Here is a 16,845-nt window from a genome sequence, read left to right on the forward strand (position 1 = left end):
CGACGCGTCGTTCGATCACGCCGACTCCCACCGCGTCGCCAGCCCGCGCGCCACGACCAGCATCACCACTGCCGAGCCCGCCATTACGGCCAACTCGGGCCACAACTCGACCGTTGGCTGATCGCGCCAGAAGAGTTTCGTGTAGCCGTCGATCGCCCAAGCGTTGAACGTGACCCGGCCGTACTGCTGCATCGACTCGCTCATCAGGTAACGCGGAATCATGCTGCCGCCGAGGGCGGACATCGTCAGCACCAGAATCACGGAAACCGCGTTGAGCTGCGCCCGCGTGCGGCACGCCGCCGCTAGAAGCAACGCCAGCGCCGCTGCAGCGGCCGCCGTCGTGACGGTCATTATCAGGAAACCATCGAGGCGTCGTAGCACGTCGAGCCCAAACGCGATCTGCGCCCAAGCAAACATCACCGACACCTGCACCGCCCCCACGAGCGTTAGCTGCAGCCACTTGCCGGCCAATACGTGCGACATGGTTAGCCGCGACGCCAGGAGGCGTTCGAGCGTTTGCGTCTCTTCTTCCTCCAGAAGCGACCCCGCCGCGCCGGTGGCGCTGAAGAGCAGAAACATCACCGCGATGCCGGCGGCGTACATCGCGACAGTTGGGTTCGCCTTGCCTTCCGCCAAGAGATCGATCGCATCGACTGCCGGAAGAGGCGGGGGCGTCGGGGCGCGCACCCCCTGGGCGGCGAGCGTTTCGGCCCGCTCGGCGGCGCGGTCGGTCAGGATCGCGCCGATCGTCTCTTGCACCAAGGCGGTCATGACTTTGGGCGCCACCTGGTCGGAAGAGTCGTAAAGCAAGAACAGCCGCTCCGGCGCGCCCGCCTCGAGCGAAGCCGTCCAGCCCTCGGGAACGACGAGCGACACCGCTGCCTGGCCGTGGAGCACCGCGTCGCGCGCCCGATCGAGCGGGTCGTCGGCCCCTTCGAGGCCGTCGACGATTCGCACCGCGTCGCTCGCCGCAAGCCGTTCGGTCAGCTGCTCTCCTACCGCGCCGCGATCGAGATTCTCAACCGCTAGCTTGATCTTAGTGGTCCGCCCCGAGCCAACCCCGCCGGTGAAGATCATCGCGAAGATCGTGAAGAAGACGACCGGCACGACGAACACGAGCAGCAGCTCGAGCTTGGCGTGCCACATGCGGCGCAGGCCGATGAGGGCGACTTCGGTGATGAGGCGTGCGGTCATTATCGGCGTTGCTGTGCCTTTACTCGCGGAGCTCGCGGCCGGTGAGATGGAGGAACACCGACTGGAGGTTGGGCGATTGGACCTCGACGTCGCGCACCTCGCCGCCGAATCGCGCGACCGATTCGAGCATCCGAGGAAGTTCGTCGGCAACGCTGGTGATCTGGGTCCGGAGAACCCTGGGCTCGGCGCCGTGACCGTTCGCCGAGCCGTTGACGGGCGACCACTCGAGTTGGATCGACTCCGTTGCGTGGAGAGGGAGCGGCTGGACGAGCCGCACCGTCGCTAGGCGGTTCGGACCGACCGTGGCGTCGATCAATTCATTGAGAGTCCCTTGGGCGATGACGCGGCCGTGATCGATGACGACGATCCGGTCGCAACGCTGCTCGGCCTCTTCGAGGTGGTGCGTCGTGAGCAGGACCGTCGTGCCCGCTTCGCGGAGGGTCTCGATCATCGCGAAGATGCGCTCGCGGCTCTGCGGATCGACGCCGACGGTCGGCTCGTCGAGCAGCAGGACCTGGGGTTCGTGCAACACACCACAAGCGATGTTGACGCGTCGCTTCATCCCGCCGGAAAAGTTTTTCGGCAGGTCGCCGGCGCGGTCGGCGAGGCCGGTCCATTCGAGCGCCCACGTAATCCGCTCACGCAGTCGCACGCCGCGGAGGCCGTTGAAGACGCCGAAGGCGTGGAGGTTCTCGCGCGTCGTGAGATCGGGGTAAACCCCCAGCTCTTGCGGCACGAAGCCGAGCCGCTCGCGACCGCCGCGGCGGGGCAGGGGCCTGCCTAGCAGGGTGATGATCCCGGCGTCGGGCTTCACGCGGCCGGTGAGGCAGCGGATGAGCGTCGTCTTGCCGGCGCCATTGGGGCCGAGCAAGCCAAGCAGTTCTCCCGGTCCGGCCTCGAACGACACGCCGTCGAGCGCTCGCCGCGAGCCATAGCTCTTGGCCAACTGTTCGACGGCTAGGACGTGCGACATCGAGGTGGATCGGCCGAACGGGGGAGAGGCGAAGGCGAGCCCCCCATCCTAGGCGATTCGGCGGACCGAGTCCGGGTCAGATCGTACGGAAGGGATCGCCGCCACCGTGGACCACCCTGCCTACGCACTTTGTGCAATCGCCAAAAAGTGAACCGGGCCGACCCGCGAGGGGTCGGCCCGGTTGCTGTCGTTGTGATTGACGATGATTCGTCGCGGGACTCAGCCCAGCCGGCGCCGCATCACGGCCATCGCCGCCAGACCGGCGCCGAGGAGGCCAAGGCCGGCCGGCTCGGGAACGCCGGCGATCGACTCGATCGCGTTGATGTCGATCACGCCGCTGAACTCGTTGGGGCCGACGCCGCCAACCCGGAGCGAGCCGAGGGCGTAACCCTTGTCCCAGCTGTGGCCGCCGTGGTCGAGGAAACTGACCGAGCCGCTGCCCTCCATCACAAACAACTCGCTACCGGTGGCGTAGTAGCCGGTCGAATCGGACGTGTCGACAATCTGGCGGATGCTGAAGATCAGGATGTCGCCGGCGTCGTTGCCAGACGGATCGCGGTCGAAGGTGTCGATGTCGCCGAACGTGTCGAGGACCATCATCGCATCGACGTTGATCGCGTTGCGGCTCTCCTGATTGTCGAAGGGGAGGTAAGCCGCCCCCGGGATTGGGCCGAGGAGGCTCTCGACAGCGCCAACGATCGCGGCGTGCGACAAGTAGGAACTTCCCGAGCCGTTCCACACCGAGACACCGCTGAGGAAGTCGAGATCGAGCGAGTACTTGTCGGTGTCGCCGTCCTTTGCCGGCTCGGGACCCCACACCTCGAGGCCATCGATGTCTCGCGGGAGCGGCATTCCGTTCACTTCACTCTGCGAAGCCCAGAGGCCTTGCGTCTCCGACCCGGTGTAAAGGCCGGAGGTCTCGATCGAGACCTCGCCGGCGCCGCCAATGACGTTGCCGTTGGACAACAGAACGGGGCCTCCGGCGGGTGTGCTCCCGGGGATGAAACCGCCGGCGGCGGTGCGGAAGGCGATCTCGTCGTCGTGCGAGAAGACGAGGTGCGACTCGTCACGGAGCACCTGACGGGTGAGGTAGTCGGCGTGGTTGGCGATCGCGTCGATCTCTTGATCCGGAGTCCAGCTGGGCCGCGTACCGGTGAAGTCGACGCCGTCCATGGCGCCGCCGATGCCGTCCCAGGCGACTACTTGCTGGCCGTCGGGGACGCCGCCGACGCCCGCCGTGCTGTGGTCAAAGTCGTGCGAGTACTCTTTGCCGATGACGCTGCTGGGAGGCAACACGGTGGGGCCGATGAGCGAGGGGGCGTACGGGACCGGAGTGTAAGGGATCGTGGCGAATGCGGTGGCGGGGAGCGCGAGGGCGAAACCAATGGCGACAAGCCAAGCCGTGCGAGTGACAGACATCTCAGTACCCTTTGTGACCGGGTGACAACGCCCCTGATGTCGACGGACGGGGGAGGGCGTCGGACCCCCGCTGACAAAGGGCCCATCAGCGGTCGGTCGCCACGCCCGACAGCAGTCCACCAAAAACCACAAGAAATCGAGACGCCCTGCTTTCGCGTAGGGGACGACTCGGCGCCGCGGGCGCTAGCCGCGGGCAATCAGCAAGATGGCGGCTCTCCAGGACCGCATCCGCTGGGGTTCGCAGACAGGCGGTTCGTCAGCTGGCGCGTTGCCGCCAGAGGGTTCCCAGGGTGACGACGAGAAACGCCGCTGCGCCGCCGGTTGGTTCCGCGACCGCTGTCGTCGCTGGCGAGGGGAGGACGGCGCCGTAGTTATCACGCCAAACGCCGTAGTCCTCGGGAGCGAAGTCTCCCGCGGCGTTGTCACGCCACACGGTGTAGTCCGCGGCGTTGACCGTGCCATCGCCGTTGTAGTCGCCTGGGAGGGTGATCTCGTCGTAGAGCAGCGTGACGTGATTGGCGTCAACCTCGAGTGACCAGAAGAACCCCGCGGCCGCGGTCGGCAGCACGACGGTGTCGAACGCTCCGAGGACCCCGCCGACGGCCGTCGCGAGCGGGAACACATCGCCCGCCGTGGGAGCGAAGGGACCCGACCCGCCGCCGGGCGTTGCGAGCGACACGGTCAGCGTTCCGTCAAGTGACAACGAACCGGCAATCGCCAACGAGCCAAACTCCGCGACGCCCGCTACCGGCAACTGCAGGTTGGCCGACGCTGCCAGTGCGACATCGCCGCCGAACGCGACCGTCTCGGCGCCCGGGGCGTAGCGGTTGTTGAAGCGGGCCTCGCCGGCGCCGGTGAATCCGCCCGCGCCGGAGACCACGCCATCGAAGACGGCGTCGCCGTCAACAAGGTCGGCCGTACCCGAGTGAGTCAGCGGACCGCGGAATCGTAGCGTGCCGCCATCGACGACCAGGTCGCCGGTGTTGTCGACGGCGCCGAGTAGTTCGAGCGCGCCCGACTCGACGCGGATCGCGCCGCTGTTCTGGACGGCCCAGCGCGAACTCAACGAACTGGTGTCGGTCCCGCCCGACTTCTTGAAGACGCCCGCATTGTCGAGCAGCCCGTTGGCGCCGACCGAGCCGAAGTCGGCGTTGCTCTGCAAGTCGAAGACACCGCCGGCGCTCGTTCGGACCGTGGCGCCTCCGCCGGTCGCTTGGAACGCGCCGACACCGATCAAGTTGGCGACGCCCTCGACCGTCAGTTCGACGGGGTCGCTGCTGCCGGGCTGGCCGAGGTTGCGTTGGCCCGAGCCCGTAATGTTGAGCGTCGCGCCGCTAGCGACCGTGACGCCCCCCGTGTTGCGGAACTCGGCGTTCTGTGTCGCGGCGCGCCACGATGAGACCGCCAGCGGGTCGCTCGGGTCCCCGACAAGCGTCAAGGAGCCGGCGCCGCTGACGAATGCGTCGGTGAAGGTCAGGTTGTTGAGCGTGACCCCGCCCGCGATATCTTGGACCACGTTTCCCGCCCCGATGACGGCGTCGTAGGTCGTGGCGTCGTTATTCGGCGGATTGACGGTCGACCACCGGCTCGCGTTCGACCAGTTCTCGACAAACGGCAGACTCACACCGTCCCACACCGCCACCTCGTCCGACGCCTCAGCGACCCCCGAAAGGCACGACACCAGGACAACAGCGACTCGCCGCGCGGCGCGCAAGGCGGTGAAAATTCGGTGGCGCATAAGGTGAGACCTCATCGGAGCGATGCTTGGAGGAGCGTGAGAAGGATTCAACTCAATCGTCGTCAACGGCGGCGACGCGCGCCTGGTTGCGGGCCGCTTCTTCAACCAGCTGCTCGGGGTCTTGCGGAGGGAGCCAGTCGCGGAGCACTCGCTCCCGCTTGCCCGCGTCGCCGAGCACGAGCGCCATCGCGCGTTCCTCGCCGAGCAGCTCTCGAAGCGCTAAGAGCACCTCCTGCGCGTCGACCAAGCGACGGCTGCGGTAGTAGCCGATCTCGCTGATGGCTCGCGGCGGGAACGGGTCGTTCGAGGCCCCGAGGGCGGTGACTCGCTTAGCAGCGATCGACTCCCGTAGGGTGACCGGCCACTCGCCCGGCGAAAGCCCGTCTTCGAGCAGATCGCGCCAGCTCCAGACGAGCTCTTGGTACGCCTTGCTGTCGCGGAGTTCTTCCCCCGGCTCGAGCGTCACCCGCGGCGCCCTTAACAGCGACTCGTCGCGGACGAGGTCGGTCACCGAGACGCGGAACTGCTGGCGTGGTTTTCCACCCCGCGTCGAGACCGACTTCTCCAGCACTACCAGCACGTCGCAGCCTTCGAGTTCGGCCAGCCGCTTCATCTCAGCGAGCGTTCCGCCGCCGAAGTAGGTGACCACCCGTGGCGTCTCTCGATTGCCACGACGCGGAGCTTGCCCCACCGCCGACGCGGGCGGAGCCAGTCGCACGAGGGCGACCCCTTCGGCGCTCCGTTCAACGGCTTCGAGAATCTCTTCGCCGAAGGGCGCCGTCCGGCGCAAGAACTCGGTGCGAGTTCGCGCGTCGGTCTTGACGATGGTCGGTTCGCGGTCGCCGTTGCGAGTGGCCCGTTCGGGCTCGATCAGGGCGACGCCGTAGTGCAGTCCGAAGGCGGGCCGACGCAACGCGGGGTACCACTCAAATAGGTCGGGCGCGACGTCGCCGAGGGCCGCGGCGCCATAGAACCAACGCCACGCGGGGCCGTGGTCCCCCCGGGTCAGGGCGAGCGAAGCGGCGCGACGGTACACGCCACTCAGTTTCGTGACTTCCGACGACGCGCTCGGCGGACTCGCGTCGCCGCCTGGTCGTCGTTCCTCTGGGTCGGCGACGGCGCTCTCAGGTTCGATGGCGGCCACCTCAACGGCGCCGGGGTCGATCGGGTGGTTCACGCTGGCGAAACCAAAGGGCTCCCCCGAGTCGGGGGTGAACATCGCCTTGAGGTCGGCCTGCCGCGTGTCGTCGGCGACGCTGCCGACCATCCCACTCGCCCAGGCGAGGTAAATCGATCCCGAACGCAGCGCGCCGAGTCCCGCGCCGGGATTCGCCAAGTCGATTTCCATCTCATTCGGCTCGGTCCAGGCGACCGCTTGATCGGCTTCGAGCAGCATGACCGTATTCGCCAGCCCGTCTTCGACACGCTGGGGCAGCAGACTCTTCCTCTCGGGAAAGAGGGTCCCGGAGCCGATCGGCAGGCGGTAGCAAGTCTTCTCGTCAAATCGCTCGGGCGCCTGAAAGACGGCCGGGATGTACTTCAGCAGCCGCTTATTAGCGGGCGCGTACCACGGCTGCTTCAGATCGAAGAAGCTGTAGAGACGTTCGTGACCGAGGTACGGCAGCAGAGCGACCCGCCAGCTCAACAGCGGCGCGCCCGAGGCGTCGTAGACGGCAGCGGGGGGGTAAACCCCCTTCGCATCGCGATACGCGACCATTGCCTCGGCGATTCGCTCGAGATTCGCCTCCGAGCGGCTCGCTCGTTCGACGGCCGACAGCGGCGCCGTTGGCGGTGGGACGGTGTCGCTGATCGCTTGGTCGTCGGTCGCGGCGACTTGCGACGGCCCCGCGGGTGCAGTCGCCGACGCCACTGGTAAAGCCGCCGGCTGGGAGTTCGGCTCTTCCTTCTGGGTCGCCGCCGCGGGCGGGCGTTCCTCGTCCTCTTCCGGATCGTCTACACGTCGAATGCCGAGCGCGCGGACGTCGTTCTGCGACCAGCCGCCACAACCGACGACGCCCGACAGAGCGACCGCGCCCAGCAACGCATACGTCGTGATCGCACTTGGCCTTCGTGGTGTTTGGCTCATTGCCCCGTCCTCAAGTAGCGGACTAACCCGTACGACTCGGCGCCGCCGCCGCACAATTGCAATCGCTCGATTGGGCGTCCGATTTCTTTCTGGAAGGAATCGATCGCGAGGAGCAGCCGCCGGGTGAACTCTTCCAGGGCAGGCGCCATCGCCTCGTCGACGAGGTGGGGACGCGGCGCCCGATGCAGCTGACGACGCAGGTTCGACGCGGTCTTGTTGTCGGTGGCGAGGCCTTTGGCGATCGCTCGGTCGAAATCGGCGGCCCCGCCGTACAGCGCCCGGAACCAGACGCAGCCGCGGTCGTGGACCGAGACGACGGTGACGGTGTGCCCCACATCGACGAGGGCTGTGACGGTCTCCGGGTCTGTCGGCGCCACGATCGGCAGCAGTAACGCGGGGCTGCCGAGCGTGAGGCTCGACGCGCCGCAGAGCTCCGCCAGTTGGCGTCGGTGTTGGGCGTCGATCCGCTTCGCCGCGAGGAGGGCGACGTACCGCCGATCAACGCCGGTCCGGTCACCCGCTTCGACGACGGGCCGATCGACGTAATCGATCACCGACTCCTCCGGCTTGAGCGGGATCCGCGATTGGGCCTCGAACTGCACGGCGCCGTCGAACTTCGCCCGCTTACCTTCGGGCGCGGGTAACTCGAAGAAGCGGCCGAGCGTTTGGATGGGGGGCATGCCAACAACGACCGCCGCCCCCTTCAGGCCGAGCTCCCCGGCCAACGCGGAGACGGCGGACGCCTCCTGGTCGGGCTCGAACTCCCGGACGATGGCCCGCACGACCGCCGGCGGTTCGCCCTCTGCTGCCGCCGACAAGCCAACCGCTTTGATCGCCTGCGAACCGATATCGAGACCCCAAGCAGGGGCCGAACGCTTGCGGCCGATACTGAAGTTCAGTCGCTTCGACCACGAGTTTCCGGTGCGGGGCGTCAGATCGACCGACAACGGCGCGGCGCCGAGCGCCTGTAGCGCCAAGCCGTACGCCCCCCAGAACTGGCTCGCCGAAGCCTTCTCGGCCCGCGCCGCCGCGTTGAGCGCCGCGGGGGGGGTCGCCAACTCAACGGCAAGCCCGAACGCCGGGGTCGCGGGCGGCTTGGCCCACGGCCGTGGCGGTTGACGCGCGTCGGCTTGCCATTCTTGGCGCCGCTGCTGCAGCTGGGCGACCGTCTTGGCGAGTCGCTCGTCCGTCGGTTGCTGTTTGGCGAACCGCGCGGCGAGTTGGGTGGTGATCCGGTCGGCGTAGGGCGCCTTCGCCAGCTGCCGGGCAAGCCAGACCGGCTCTTGCAACGCGGCAAGCGGTTCCTTGAGTTGGTCGGGGAGCACCGCCGGCATCGACTGAAGGGCCTTGGCGGCCGTCGGGTAGTCGTTTGCCTGAAGCGCCGCGGCCGCCTTGGCCATCAACCGCTGGGCCAGATCCCCGTCGGACTTCTGCTGCCGGTCGAGCAACTGATTGAGGAGCTTGCCGATTTGGTCGTCCGACGGCTCAAGGACCACCAGCCGTTGGACCAGCGGCAGGAGCCCGTCGAGCCGCTTCGAGGCGATCCGCTGCTTAATCTCGGCCCGCAGTCGCCGTGTTTCGTCGACCGCCGCGACGGCCTGGGCGTGCATCGCGGTTAACTTCGCGCTGCGGAGACTGGCGGGGATCTTCTCGATCTCGACAAGCGCCGCCGCGTGGTCACCGGCTTGCAGTAGCGTCTGCGCGCTTTGCTGGACGTGGTCTGCTTCTTGGATCGCCGTCTCGCGACGCGTCTTGTACTCGGCGGTCAGGTCGGCGACGCGACTCACAAGCGGGGCGAGCCGCGTGTGTTCGGGCGCTGGGATTTCAACGGCGGCGAGGGTCTCCAAGGCGCGGAGGACCCAGCCTTCCGCATTGAGGGAGATCGCGTCTACTACCGCCCGCTCAGCCGCCTCGCGGACAGCCGACAGCGTCGTGTCGAGGTCGGCGCCGCAGTCGCCACAGAACGCCTTGCCGACGGGGTTGATCTCGCCGCACGTGACACAGGGCTCCCACAGCCGCACGCCGCAACCGCCGCAGAACTTCGAGTCGGCCGTGCTCGGGGTGTCGCAAGCGGGGCAGGCTAGGGAGCCGCCGCTAATTCTTACGGTGTCGGAGCCGTTGTGGCGGGCAGGAAACGCCAGGGTCTCCCCGCCCGGTGAGGACGCGTCGTAGTCGAGGTGAGACGGTTTCATATGGTTCGCTGCGAGGGCGCTCGCCGGGTTGGCGGCGAGGCGATCAAAACAAACGGGCGAAAGACGGTCGGCCCGCAAACGCAGGCCGACCGCCGTTTCGTTCCGTAACGCAAGGTTCAAGCCGCTTCATGCCGCAAGGCAAAAGCCGCTTCATGCCGCAAGGCAAAAGCAAGCCACAGCCGATCAGTCCTCAAACGCACCGCGCTTCGAGTTGCCTTCGAGGAAGACGCCGCTGAAGATTTGCGCCGAGGGGAGCTCGACTTCGGAGCTGCGGTAACCGATCGACTGGTAGTCGGCGTCGGCGAGACCGCTGGCCACCGGGAAGCCCGGGTTGAGGAAGCCGTCCCCGTTGAGGTCGTTGAACGTCTTCACCGAGCCGTCGGCAAAGAGGACGTTCACGAGACCGGCGTGCCAGGCGTACCAGTCGCGGGTGTCCTGCAGGTAGATGCCGTTGCCGGCGTCCCCCTCGGGCGAGGCGGTGCACTGGCCGTTGGCGGTCTGCTCGCAAGCGGCCTGGTTGGCCAGGCTGATCTGCTTGCCGATGAGCTTCACACGGTTGTTGCTGTCCATATAGGCGGGGCCGTCGTTGAAGGCCTCGGCCAGCAGGTCGCCCGCCTTGAGGAAGACAACCGCCTCGTCCGAGCCGTTGGCGAACGGGTCCGAAGCGGTCATCTCAATCGTCTGGGCCAAGACCGCTTCGTCGATGTCGCCAGGGGCGGCGCAACCGAGGAGCGGGACGTTCGAGGTGACGATCCGCGATCCTTCCAGCTGGGCGACCGTCAGGGGGCCCTTGGTTCCCGCCAGACCCTTCAGACTGGAGAGGTTGTTCGTCTGGATGTCGGTCGGGTTGGCCGCGGCGGCGTCGAACAGCGGCGCCGAGCGGACGAAGTACCAGCTGGCTGCGTAGTTGGTGCCGTAGCCCTTGTTGAGGAAGGCGCGGGCGATCAGGTTGGCGCGCTCGGGCGAGTTGGCCGTGGTGCCACCGAACGTCGTGCCGCCGCCACCGGAGATTCCGTTGAAGGTCGGCGAGCCGGCCGCGCCCTTGGCGAGGCGCGCCGGGTCTACGCCGTCGCGGGCGTCGGTCGTGTCGTTACCGAGGAGGTCGTTGATCTTCTCGGCGCCCCTCAGCGGGCTGGTCGGGCAAAGCATATCGTTCGGCAAGGCGGCGCCCGTGTTCACCAGGTCGGCGACCCAGCCGTAGACATCGACCGCGCCGTCGCGACGGTAGTCGTAAGCGCCCGAGCACATGCGGCCCTGGCTGTCGCGGTCGGCGAACAGCGCGAAGCCGGTGCCGAACTGACGGAGGTTGTTCTGGCACTCGGCCCGACGGGCGGCTTCCCGCGCCCGGGCGGCGGCCGGCAGCAGCAACGCCACGAGGATGCCGATAATCGCGATCACCACCAGCAGCTCCACCAAGGTGAAGCCCGCGGCGCGGGTCGCTCGCGGCCGCAGCGAGCGGCCTAGTTCCATGCGAGTTGTCATCTCTTTGCTCATCGCCTCGTTGAGAAAGGGTTTGGACCCGGCGCCCTGACGCCTCGTCCAGGGAAAGGAAAGAAAGCACTAGGCCGAGCTCACGGTCGATCGACACCAGGTCGTCGCCACGGCTCTGCCGTTTCAGGTAAGTAGAAAATCGCTCAGATCGGCTTCACCGACGGCTTGCTAAAGAGGACCTCGTCGGGCGCCTCGACAACGTCGTCGGCGTATCCCGAGTCCCCTTCCACGCCGAATCCGTTGTTGATCAGTCCGTCCTGGTTGACGTCGTCGAAAGCGTGGACGCTGCCGTCGGCCATCAGCACGTTGCAGACGCCGGCATGGACCGGGGCGAAACCGCGGTAGTCTTGACGGGTCTTGTTCCAGACCGCCCACCAGCCGTCGGCGCCGGCGCGGGGTTTACCCTCGTCGAAGCTCGGCGGCTGGAGGTTCAGCACCTTGACCGGACCGCCGGTGGTGGCGCCGGCGGTGGGGAGGCCCGCCTTGAAGTCGCCGACGGTGGCGACCAGCGGCTTGGCTTGGCCCGCATCGGCGAGTAGCGGGACGCTGCTCGCGGGGATCTTCGCACTGTCAATCACAGCCAGACGCAGCGGTCCGTAAGTCGCCGGACGAGACTTCAGGGTCGCGGGGCAGCCCGGGTCGGACGACTCGAGATTGCCGCTCTTGTTGATCCGCGCCCGGGAGCGGACCAGCAGCCAAGTCGCCACGAAGTTGGTGTTGTAGAACGCCTGGATGACGTCTTTGTCGATGATCGCGGCCCGTTCAGGGCTCAGCGGTTCGAGGCCTTGCTCAAGGATGTTTCGGCAGGGCGGCGTCTTTTGAGTCCCGTCGGGCAGGGTTTGCGACTTGCCCCCTTTCGGATCGACGCACGAGGCGAAGTCCGCCTCGGTCATCTCTAAGAGCTGGTTCACCGTCGCCGAGACCTTGGCAGTATTCGAAGGGCAGAGCATCTGGCCGACGGGCGTCCCTTGGGCGACCTGATCCGCCACCCAGCCGATGTCCGTGATCGAGCCTTCGTACTTCCAATCGAAGGCCCCGCTGGTGAGCGTCCCGTGGCGCTGGCTGTAGGCGTGCATCCCCACGCCAAACTGCCGCAGGTTGTTCATGCAAGTGGTCTTGCGACTCGCGGCGCGGGCAGCGTTGACCGCCGGGACAAGCAAGGCGACGAGGATGCCGATGATGCTGATCGAGACCAACAATTCGACAAGCGTGAGCCCGCGCCGCGAAGCTCGACTCATGTCGAGCGTCGCTCCGCGCAGCGAATCGAAATGTCTGAACCGATCCGCAAGCTTTCCGTGCCCGCCGTTCGTCTTCACCGTGTGTTACCCCGTCGGTGACGTCGTCTGTTTCATTACAAACGGCGTCAGGGACATCCGACGACGCCTCTTAAATCGTCAGACGGATGTTGTTTCGAACCTTGTCTCTCTGTGTCCGGGGGAGAGATTAGCAATCCGATCGTCGGGTCAGGTGAAGCCAGTGCTAAGGTTTGATTAATATTGCGCAGACGATCCTCTCGTCTGCGTCGGGTAGCCACATTGTGTGCGCTGGGGGTCAAGCGACTTGCCGTTATTCATCGCATTGCCGCGACGCGCGGACCGCGAAGTGGTGGCTGGTTTTCCCGCGCAGGATCCCGGCGCGGCGGGAGGCACGGCCCTTGCCTCGGATCGAGCCGTGGGCTGCAATCGCGTTGACGCGATCCTCCCACTACCACACCCGTAGTCCATGCTGCATCTGAAGAGCGACACCGCCGCCCGCTGGTTTGAGCAAGTCGACGAGGACCTGAACGCCGTCCTCATCGACCACGCGCACTGCGAGAAGAAGGCGGCCGGCACGGCGTTGAACTTGATGTTCGCCTATGTCGAGGACAGGGAGCTCTGCCGTGAGATGACGGAGATCGTCAACGAGGAGCTCGAGCACTTCCACATGGTGGTCGATCTGCTCGAACGCCGCGGCGTGCGATTCCGCCGGCTGACGCCCAGCACCTATGGCCGCAAGCTCAACGACCTCGTCCGCAAGCAGGAGCCCCAGCGGGCGGTCGATCGGCTGCTCGTGGCGGGGCTCATCGAAGCCCGCTCTTGCGAGCGGTTCAATCGGCTCGCCGACCATGTCGACGACGCGGAGCTAGCGGAGTTCTACCGCAGCTTGTTCGAGTCCGAGGCCCGGCACCACACGACGTACACCCGGCTGGCCAAGCATTTCGCCCCCGCGGAGGAGGTGACCCGGCGGCTCGACGAGCTGGCCGAGCTGGAAGCGGAGATTCTGGCTGCTAGCGACGACCCGCCGCGGATGCACAGCTGACGCGTGGGGCCTATAAACCCGGTTTTTCGCGGACCGACTGGCGTCTTCACGGAATCTGCACGAAACTTTAACCGGGTATCCACTGAGGGCTCGCCAAGGCGTAACATGTTCTAACGATAAAGAAGAACGTGCGACCACCGCGGCCGACGGGCAGCTGAGCGTGACGCCGCCCGAGAGCCGCCTTGCCCCCTGGGGCCGAAAGACGCATGTTCATTGAATCTGGTAGCGATTTGCCGACCGCGCTGCTCGACCCGCCAGCCACCCGTCCCGGGGGCCGCCCGCCAGTCCCCCCGATCGTTGGCCCCCCGATCGAGGCCAGCCCGCGTGGCGCCCGACTGCACTGTCCCGAGAACCGCCAAGTGGTTCGCTCCCTGTTCGTCAGCGATATCCACCTCGGCTGCCGCCACTCGCAGGCGGGAGCCTTGGTCGATCTGCTGGACCGCTACCAGCCGGAGAAGCTCTACATCGTCGGCGACTTCATTGACGGCTGGAAGCTCAAGAACCGCTGGCGCTGGCGACCCGAGTACGACGCGGTGCTCCGCCGCCTGATGGAGCTGAAGCGCGAAGGGGTCGAGCTGTTCTATACGCCCGGCAACCACGACAACTTCCTCCGCGGGTTCCTCGCCAACTTCGGGCTGATCGACATCCAGGACCGCTTTGTCCACGTCGCGGCGGACGGCCGTCGCTTCGTCGTCACCCATGGCGACCAGTTCGACCGGGTTGAGCAGAGCGCCCAGTGGCTTTCACTGGTGGCCTCGTACGCCTACGACGGCCTGCTCACGCTCAACTGGCTCGGCAACCGCCTGCGGGGCAAGAAGCACGACCCTTACGCCTTCTGCGCCGGCGTGAAGGCCCGGGTGAAGCGGCTGGTGACGCACGTCAGCGAGTTCGAGGGGCAACTGATCGCCGACGCCCGCGGCGCGGACTGCGACGGCATCATCTGCGGCCACATCCATGTGCCGCGGATCGCCGAGCTGGGTGACGTCGCCTACCTCAACACGGGCGATTGGGTCGAAAACTGCTCCGCTTTGGTGGAGAACGCCGACGGCAGCTTCGAGCTGGTCCGGGGCGATGGCCGCGTGCTCGATCGGTTAGCGGCAAGACCGGCCCCGGCTTCGGCGCCGCGTCCGACGGCCGCGGCGGTTTGAGCGGGGGGCGAATGGTTGGAACCGGTCCCGCACCTGTCGGCCTGTTGCGTCCAACTTCCGCAGCTCACCAACCTTCTGTAGCCATCACTTTGTCCTCGAAAAAGACCAACACTGCGGTCACCCGCAGTGTGGCGTCTTTCCAACAAGCGACGCCTCGCGTACGTTTAGGGCTTCGCGCAGGCAGGCGCAAGGCCTGCGCCGCCATGGCGTCTTCGAGGACCCCCGATGCTGGCTACCCACATTAGCCGAGCTTTCTTCAAGCTCTGCCACGGGAACCAATTGGTTTACAACACCTGCTGGGAAGACCCGCGGCTCGATCGCGTTGCATTGCAGCTCGGCGAAGGCGACCGGTTGATTGTCATTACGTCCGCCGGCTGCAACGCACTCGACTACGCGCTGGACGGCCCGGAGCGGATCGACACGGTCGACGTGAACCCTCGGCAGAACGCTCTGCTGGACCTCAAGCTCGCGGCGATCCGCCGGCTCGACTACGACCAGTTCTTCGAGCTGTTCGGCCGGGGCAAGGTGAGCGACTGGTCAGCCGTCTACACCGACGCGCTACGGGCCGAGCTGCCCGAGGCGAGCCGCAAGTTCTGGGACAAGAACGGCAAGTTCTTCCTCGGCCAGGGCCGCCGACCGAGCTTCTACTTCCGCGGCACCGCGGGCATGTTCGCGTCGTGGATCAACTGGTACATCAACCGCTACGCCAAAGTCCGCGAGGATATCGACCGGCTGCTCGCCGCCGAGACGGTCGAGGAGCAGAAGGAAATCTACGAGAGCCGCGTAAAGCCGGCTTTCTGGGGCCCCTTTATTAAGTGGTTCATGCGGCGCGACGCGGCGTTGTCGCTCTTGGGGGTGCCCCGCGCCCAGCGGAAGCAGCTCGAGCGGTACTACCCGGGCGGCATCGCCAAGTTCGTCGAGGACAGCCTCGATACGGTCTTCAGCGAGCTGCCGCTCAAAGACAACTACTTCTGGCGCGTCTACCTGACGGGCGAGTACACCAAGGAGTGCTGTCCCGAGTACCTCAAGGAAGAGAACTTCGCGCGGCTGAAGGGGACCGACGGCCAGCCTGGGCTCGCTTCGCGCGTGCACACGCACACGACGACGATCCTGGAGCACCTCAAGGGCGCGGACTGCGACTACTCGCACTTTGTGCTGCTGGACCACATGGACTGGATGGCCGAGCACATGCACGACATGCTCGCCCTCCAGTGGCAAGAGATCGTCGACCGCGCCGACGACGGCGCAAAGCTCCTGTGGCGCAGCGCCGCGGTGATTTGCGAATTCGTCGATCCGATCGAGGTCGAGGTTGACGGCAAAAAGCGGCGCCTGGGTGAGTTGCTCGAGTACGATCGCCAGCTGGCCGATGAGCTGCACGAGATCGACCGCGTCCATACTTACGGCGGTTTCTCGATCGCCACGCTGCGGCGTCACGGCGTCTCGCTCGATGCGGCGCGGGCGAATACGGGCAAGGGGCAGGGCGGCTACGCCGCCGGCGGCCGGCTCAACAAGAAGATGATCCATACGACGGAGCAAGCGGCCGATGGGGGCGTTGAGTCAGCTAAAGACGCTGTATCACCTGACGCTCTCGCCAATACGCGGTGAGACGCACCAGGAACGCCTCGACAGCTTTTACGGCGGCCAGGCGGACGAGTACGACGCGTTCCGCAAGAAGATGCTGCATGGCCGCGAGGCCTTGTTTGATCGTCTTCCGGTGACGCCTGGCGGCGCGTGGCTCGATGTTGGGGCAGGGACCGCTCGCAATGGCGAGCTCTTCGGCGACCGCCTGGGCGACTTCGGCTCGGCCACGTTCCTCGACCTCTCGACGTCGCTCCTGGAGGTCGCCGACCGGCGGATTAACGAGCAGGGCTGGGCGAACGCCCAGACGCTGCATGCCGACGCCACGGCGATCGGGCTGCCCGACGCGTCGCTCGATCTGGTGACTTTCACCTACTCGCTGACGATGATCCCCGACTGGTTCGCGGCGATCGACGAGGCGCACCGATTGCTCAAGCCGGGCGGGGTGATCGGCGTCGTCGATTTCTATGTCTCGCGGAAGTACCCGGCCGACGGGCGGCGGAAGCACTCTTATTTCAATCGCAACTTCTGGCCGTACTGGTTCAATCACGATAACGTCTACCCGAGCGCCGACCACTTGCCGCTGCTCGAGGGGCGTTTCGAGACCGAACTGGTCGAGGAGTCGCAAGGCAAGCTGCCGTGGTTGCCGTTTGTGCGGGCGCCGTACTACCGGTTCATGGGGAGAAAGGAAGGGGGAAGTTAGAAGTCGGACGCAAGCAGTGCGACGG

12 protein-coding genes are annotated in these 16,845 nt (G+C 66.5%); 4 read left to right on the forward strand and 8 right to left on the reverse strand.

All coding sequences use genetic code 11. The features are described 5' to 3' along the window. Positions 1-15: 15 nt before the first annotated feature. From Pla108_RS06445 to Pla108_RS06480, 8 genes are all read right to left on the reverse strand, one after another. Positions 16-1,194 carry an ABC transporter permease gene (locus Pla108_RS06445; RefSeq protein ID WP_146444048.1) on the reverse strand — a complete coding sequence of 393 codons (1,179 nt, stop codon included), beginning with the start codon at positions 1,192-1,194 and terminating at the stop codon, positions 16-18. A gap of 19 nt (positions 1,195-1,213) precedes the next feature. Further along, positions 1,214-2,167, reverse strand: coding sequence for an ABC transporter ATP-binding protein (locus Pla108_RS06450; protein WP_146444049.1), 954 nt, complete (start codon positions 2,165-2,167; stop codon positions 1,214-1,216). Positions 2,168-2,386: 219 nt separating this feature from the next. Next, positions 2,387-3,586 (reverse strand): PEP-CTERM sorting domain-containing protein, encoded by a 1,200-nt coding sequence (locus Pla108_RS06455; RefSeq protein ID WP_146444050.1) that lies wholly within the window; start codon positions 3,584-3,586, stop codon positions 2,387-2,389. Between the two features lie 256 nt (positions 3,587-3,842). Then, entirely contained in the window at positions 3,843-5,324 is a 1,482-nt protein-coding gene (locus tag Pla108_RS06460; RefSeq protein ID WP_146444051.1) for a hypothetical protein, read from the reverse strand. Positions 5,325-5,376: 52 nt separating this feature from the next. Next, positions 5,377-7,410: a DUF1559 family PulG-like putative transporter gene (locus tag Pla108_RS06465; RefSeq protein WP_146444052.1), complete on the reverse strand. Its 2,034-nt coding sequence runs from the start codon at positions 7,408-7,410 to the stop codon at positions 5,377-5,379. Further along, positions 7,407-9,602, reverse strand: coding sequence for a double zinc ribbon domain-containing protein (locus Pla108_RS06470; protein WP_146444053.1), 2,196 nt, complete (start codon positions 9,600-9,602; stop codon positions 7,407-7,409). The genes Pla108_RS06465 and Pla108_RS06470 overlap by 4 nt, the downstream gene beginning before the upstream one ends. A 183-nt stretch (positions 9,603-9,785) precedes the next feature. Then, positions 9,786-11,096, reverse strand: coding sequence for a type II secretion system protein (locus Pla108_RS06475; protein ID WP_146444054.1), 1,311 nt, complete (start codon positions 11,094-11,096; stop codon positions 9,786-9,788). A gap of 140 nt (positions 11,097-11,236) precedes the next feature. Further along, on the reverse strand, positions 11,237-12,331 hold the full coding sequence (locus Pla108_RS06480) for a DUF1559 family PulG-like putative transporter (protein ID WP_146444055.1): 1,095 nt from the start codon (positions 12,329-12,331) through the stop codon (positions 11,237-11,239). Positions 12,332-12,815: 484 nt separating this feature from the next. Between Pla108_RS06480 and miaE the strand changes: the two genes are divergently transcribed. The 4 genes from miaE to Pla108_RS06500 all read left to right on the forward strand — a co-directional run bounded on the left by miaE (position 12,816) and on the right by Pla108_RS06500 (position 16,820). Further along, positions 12,816-13,391, forward strand: coding sequence for a tRNA-(ms[2]io[6]A)-hydroxylase (miaE, locus tag Pla108_RS06485; RefSeq protein ID WP_146444056.1), 576 nt, complete (start codon positions 12,816-12,818; stop codon positions 13,389-13,391). A gap of 206 nt (positions 13,392-13,597) precedes the next feature. Further along, positions 13,598-14,539: a UDP-2,3-diacylglucosamine diphosphatase gene (locus Pla108_RS06490; RefSeq protein WP_146444057.1), complete on the forward strand. Its 942-nt coding sequence runs from the start codon at positions 13,598-13,600 to the stop codon at positions 14,537-14,539. Positions 14,540-14,764: 225 nt separating this feature from the next. After that, a complete protein-coding gene (locus Pla108_RS06495) occupies positions 14,765-16,144 on the forward strand; it encodes a DUF3419 family protein (protein ID WP_146444058.1) in 1,380 nt (459 codons plus the stop codon). Next, positions 16,083-16,820, forward strand: coding sequence for a class I SAM-dependent methyltransferase (locus tag Pla108_RS06500; protein WP_146444059.1), 738 nt, complete (start codon positions 16,083-16,085; stop codon positions 16,818-16,820). Before Pla108_RS06495 ends, Pla108_RS06500 begins: the two co-directional genes overlap by 62 nt. The last annotated feature ends 25 nt before the right edge of the window (positions 16,821-16,845 follow it).

The sequence above is a fragment of the Botrimarina colliarenosi genome, assembly GCF_007859955.1.
GTDB lineage: Bacteria > Planctomycetota > Planctomycetia > Pirellulales > Lacipirellulaceae > Botrimarina > Botrimarina colliarenosi.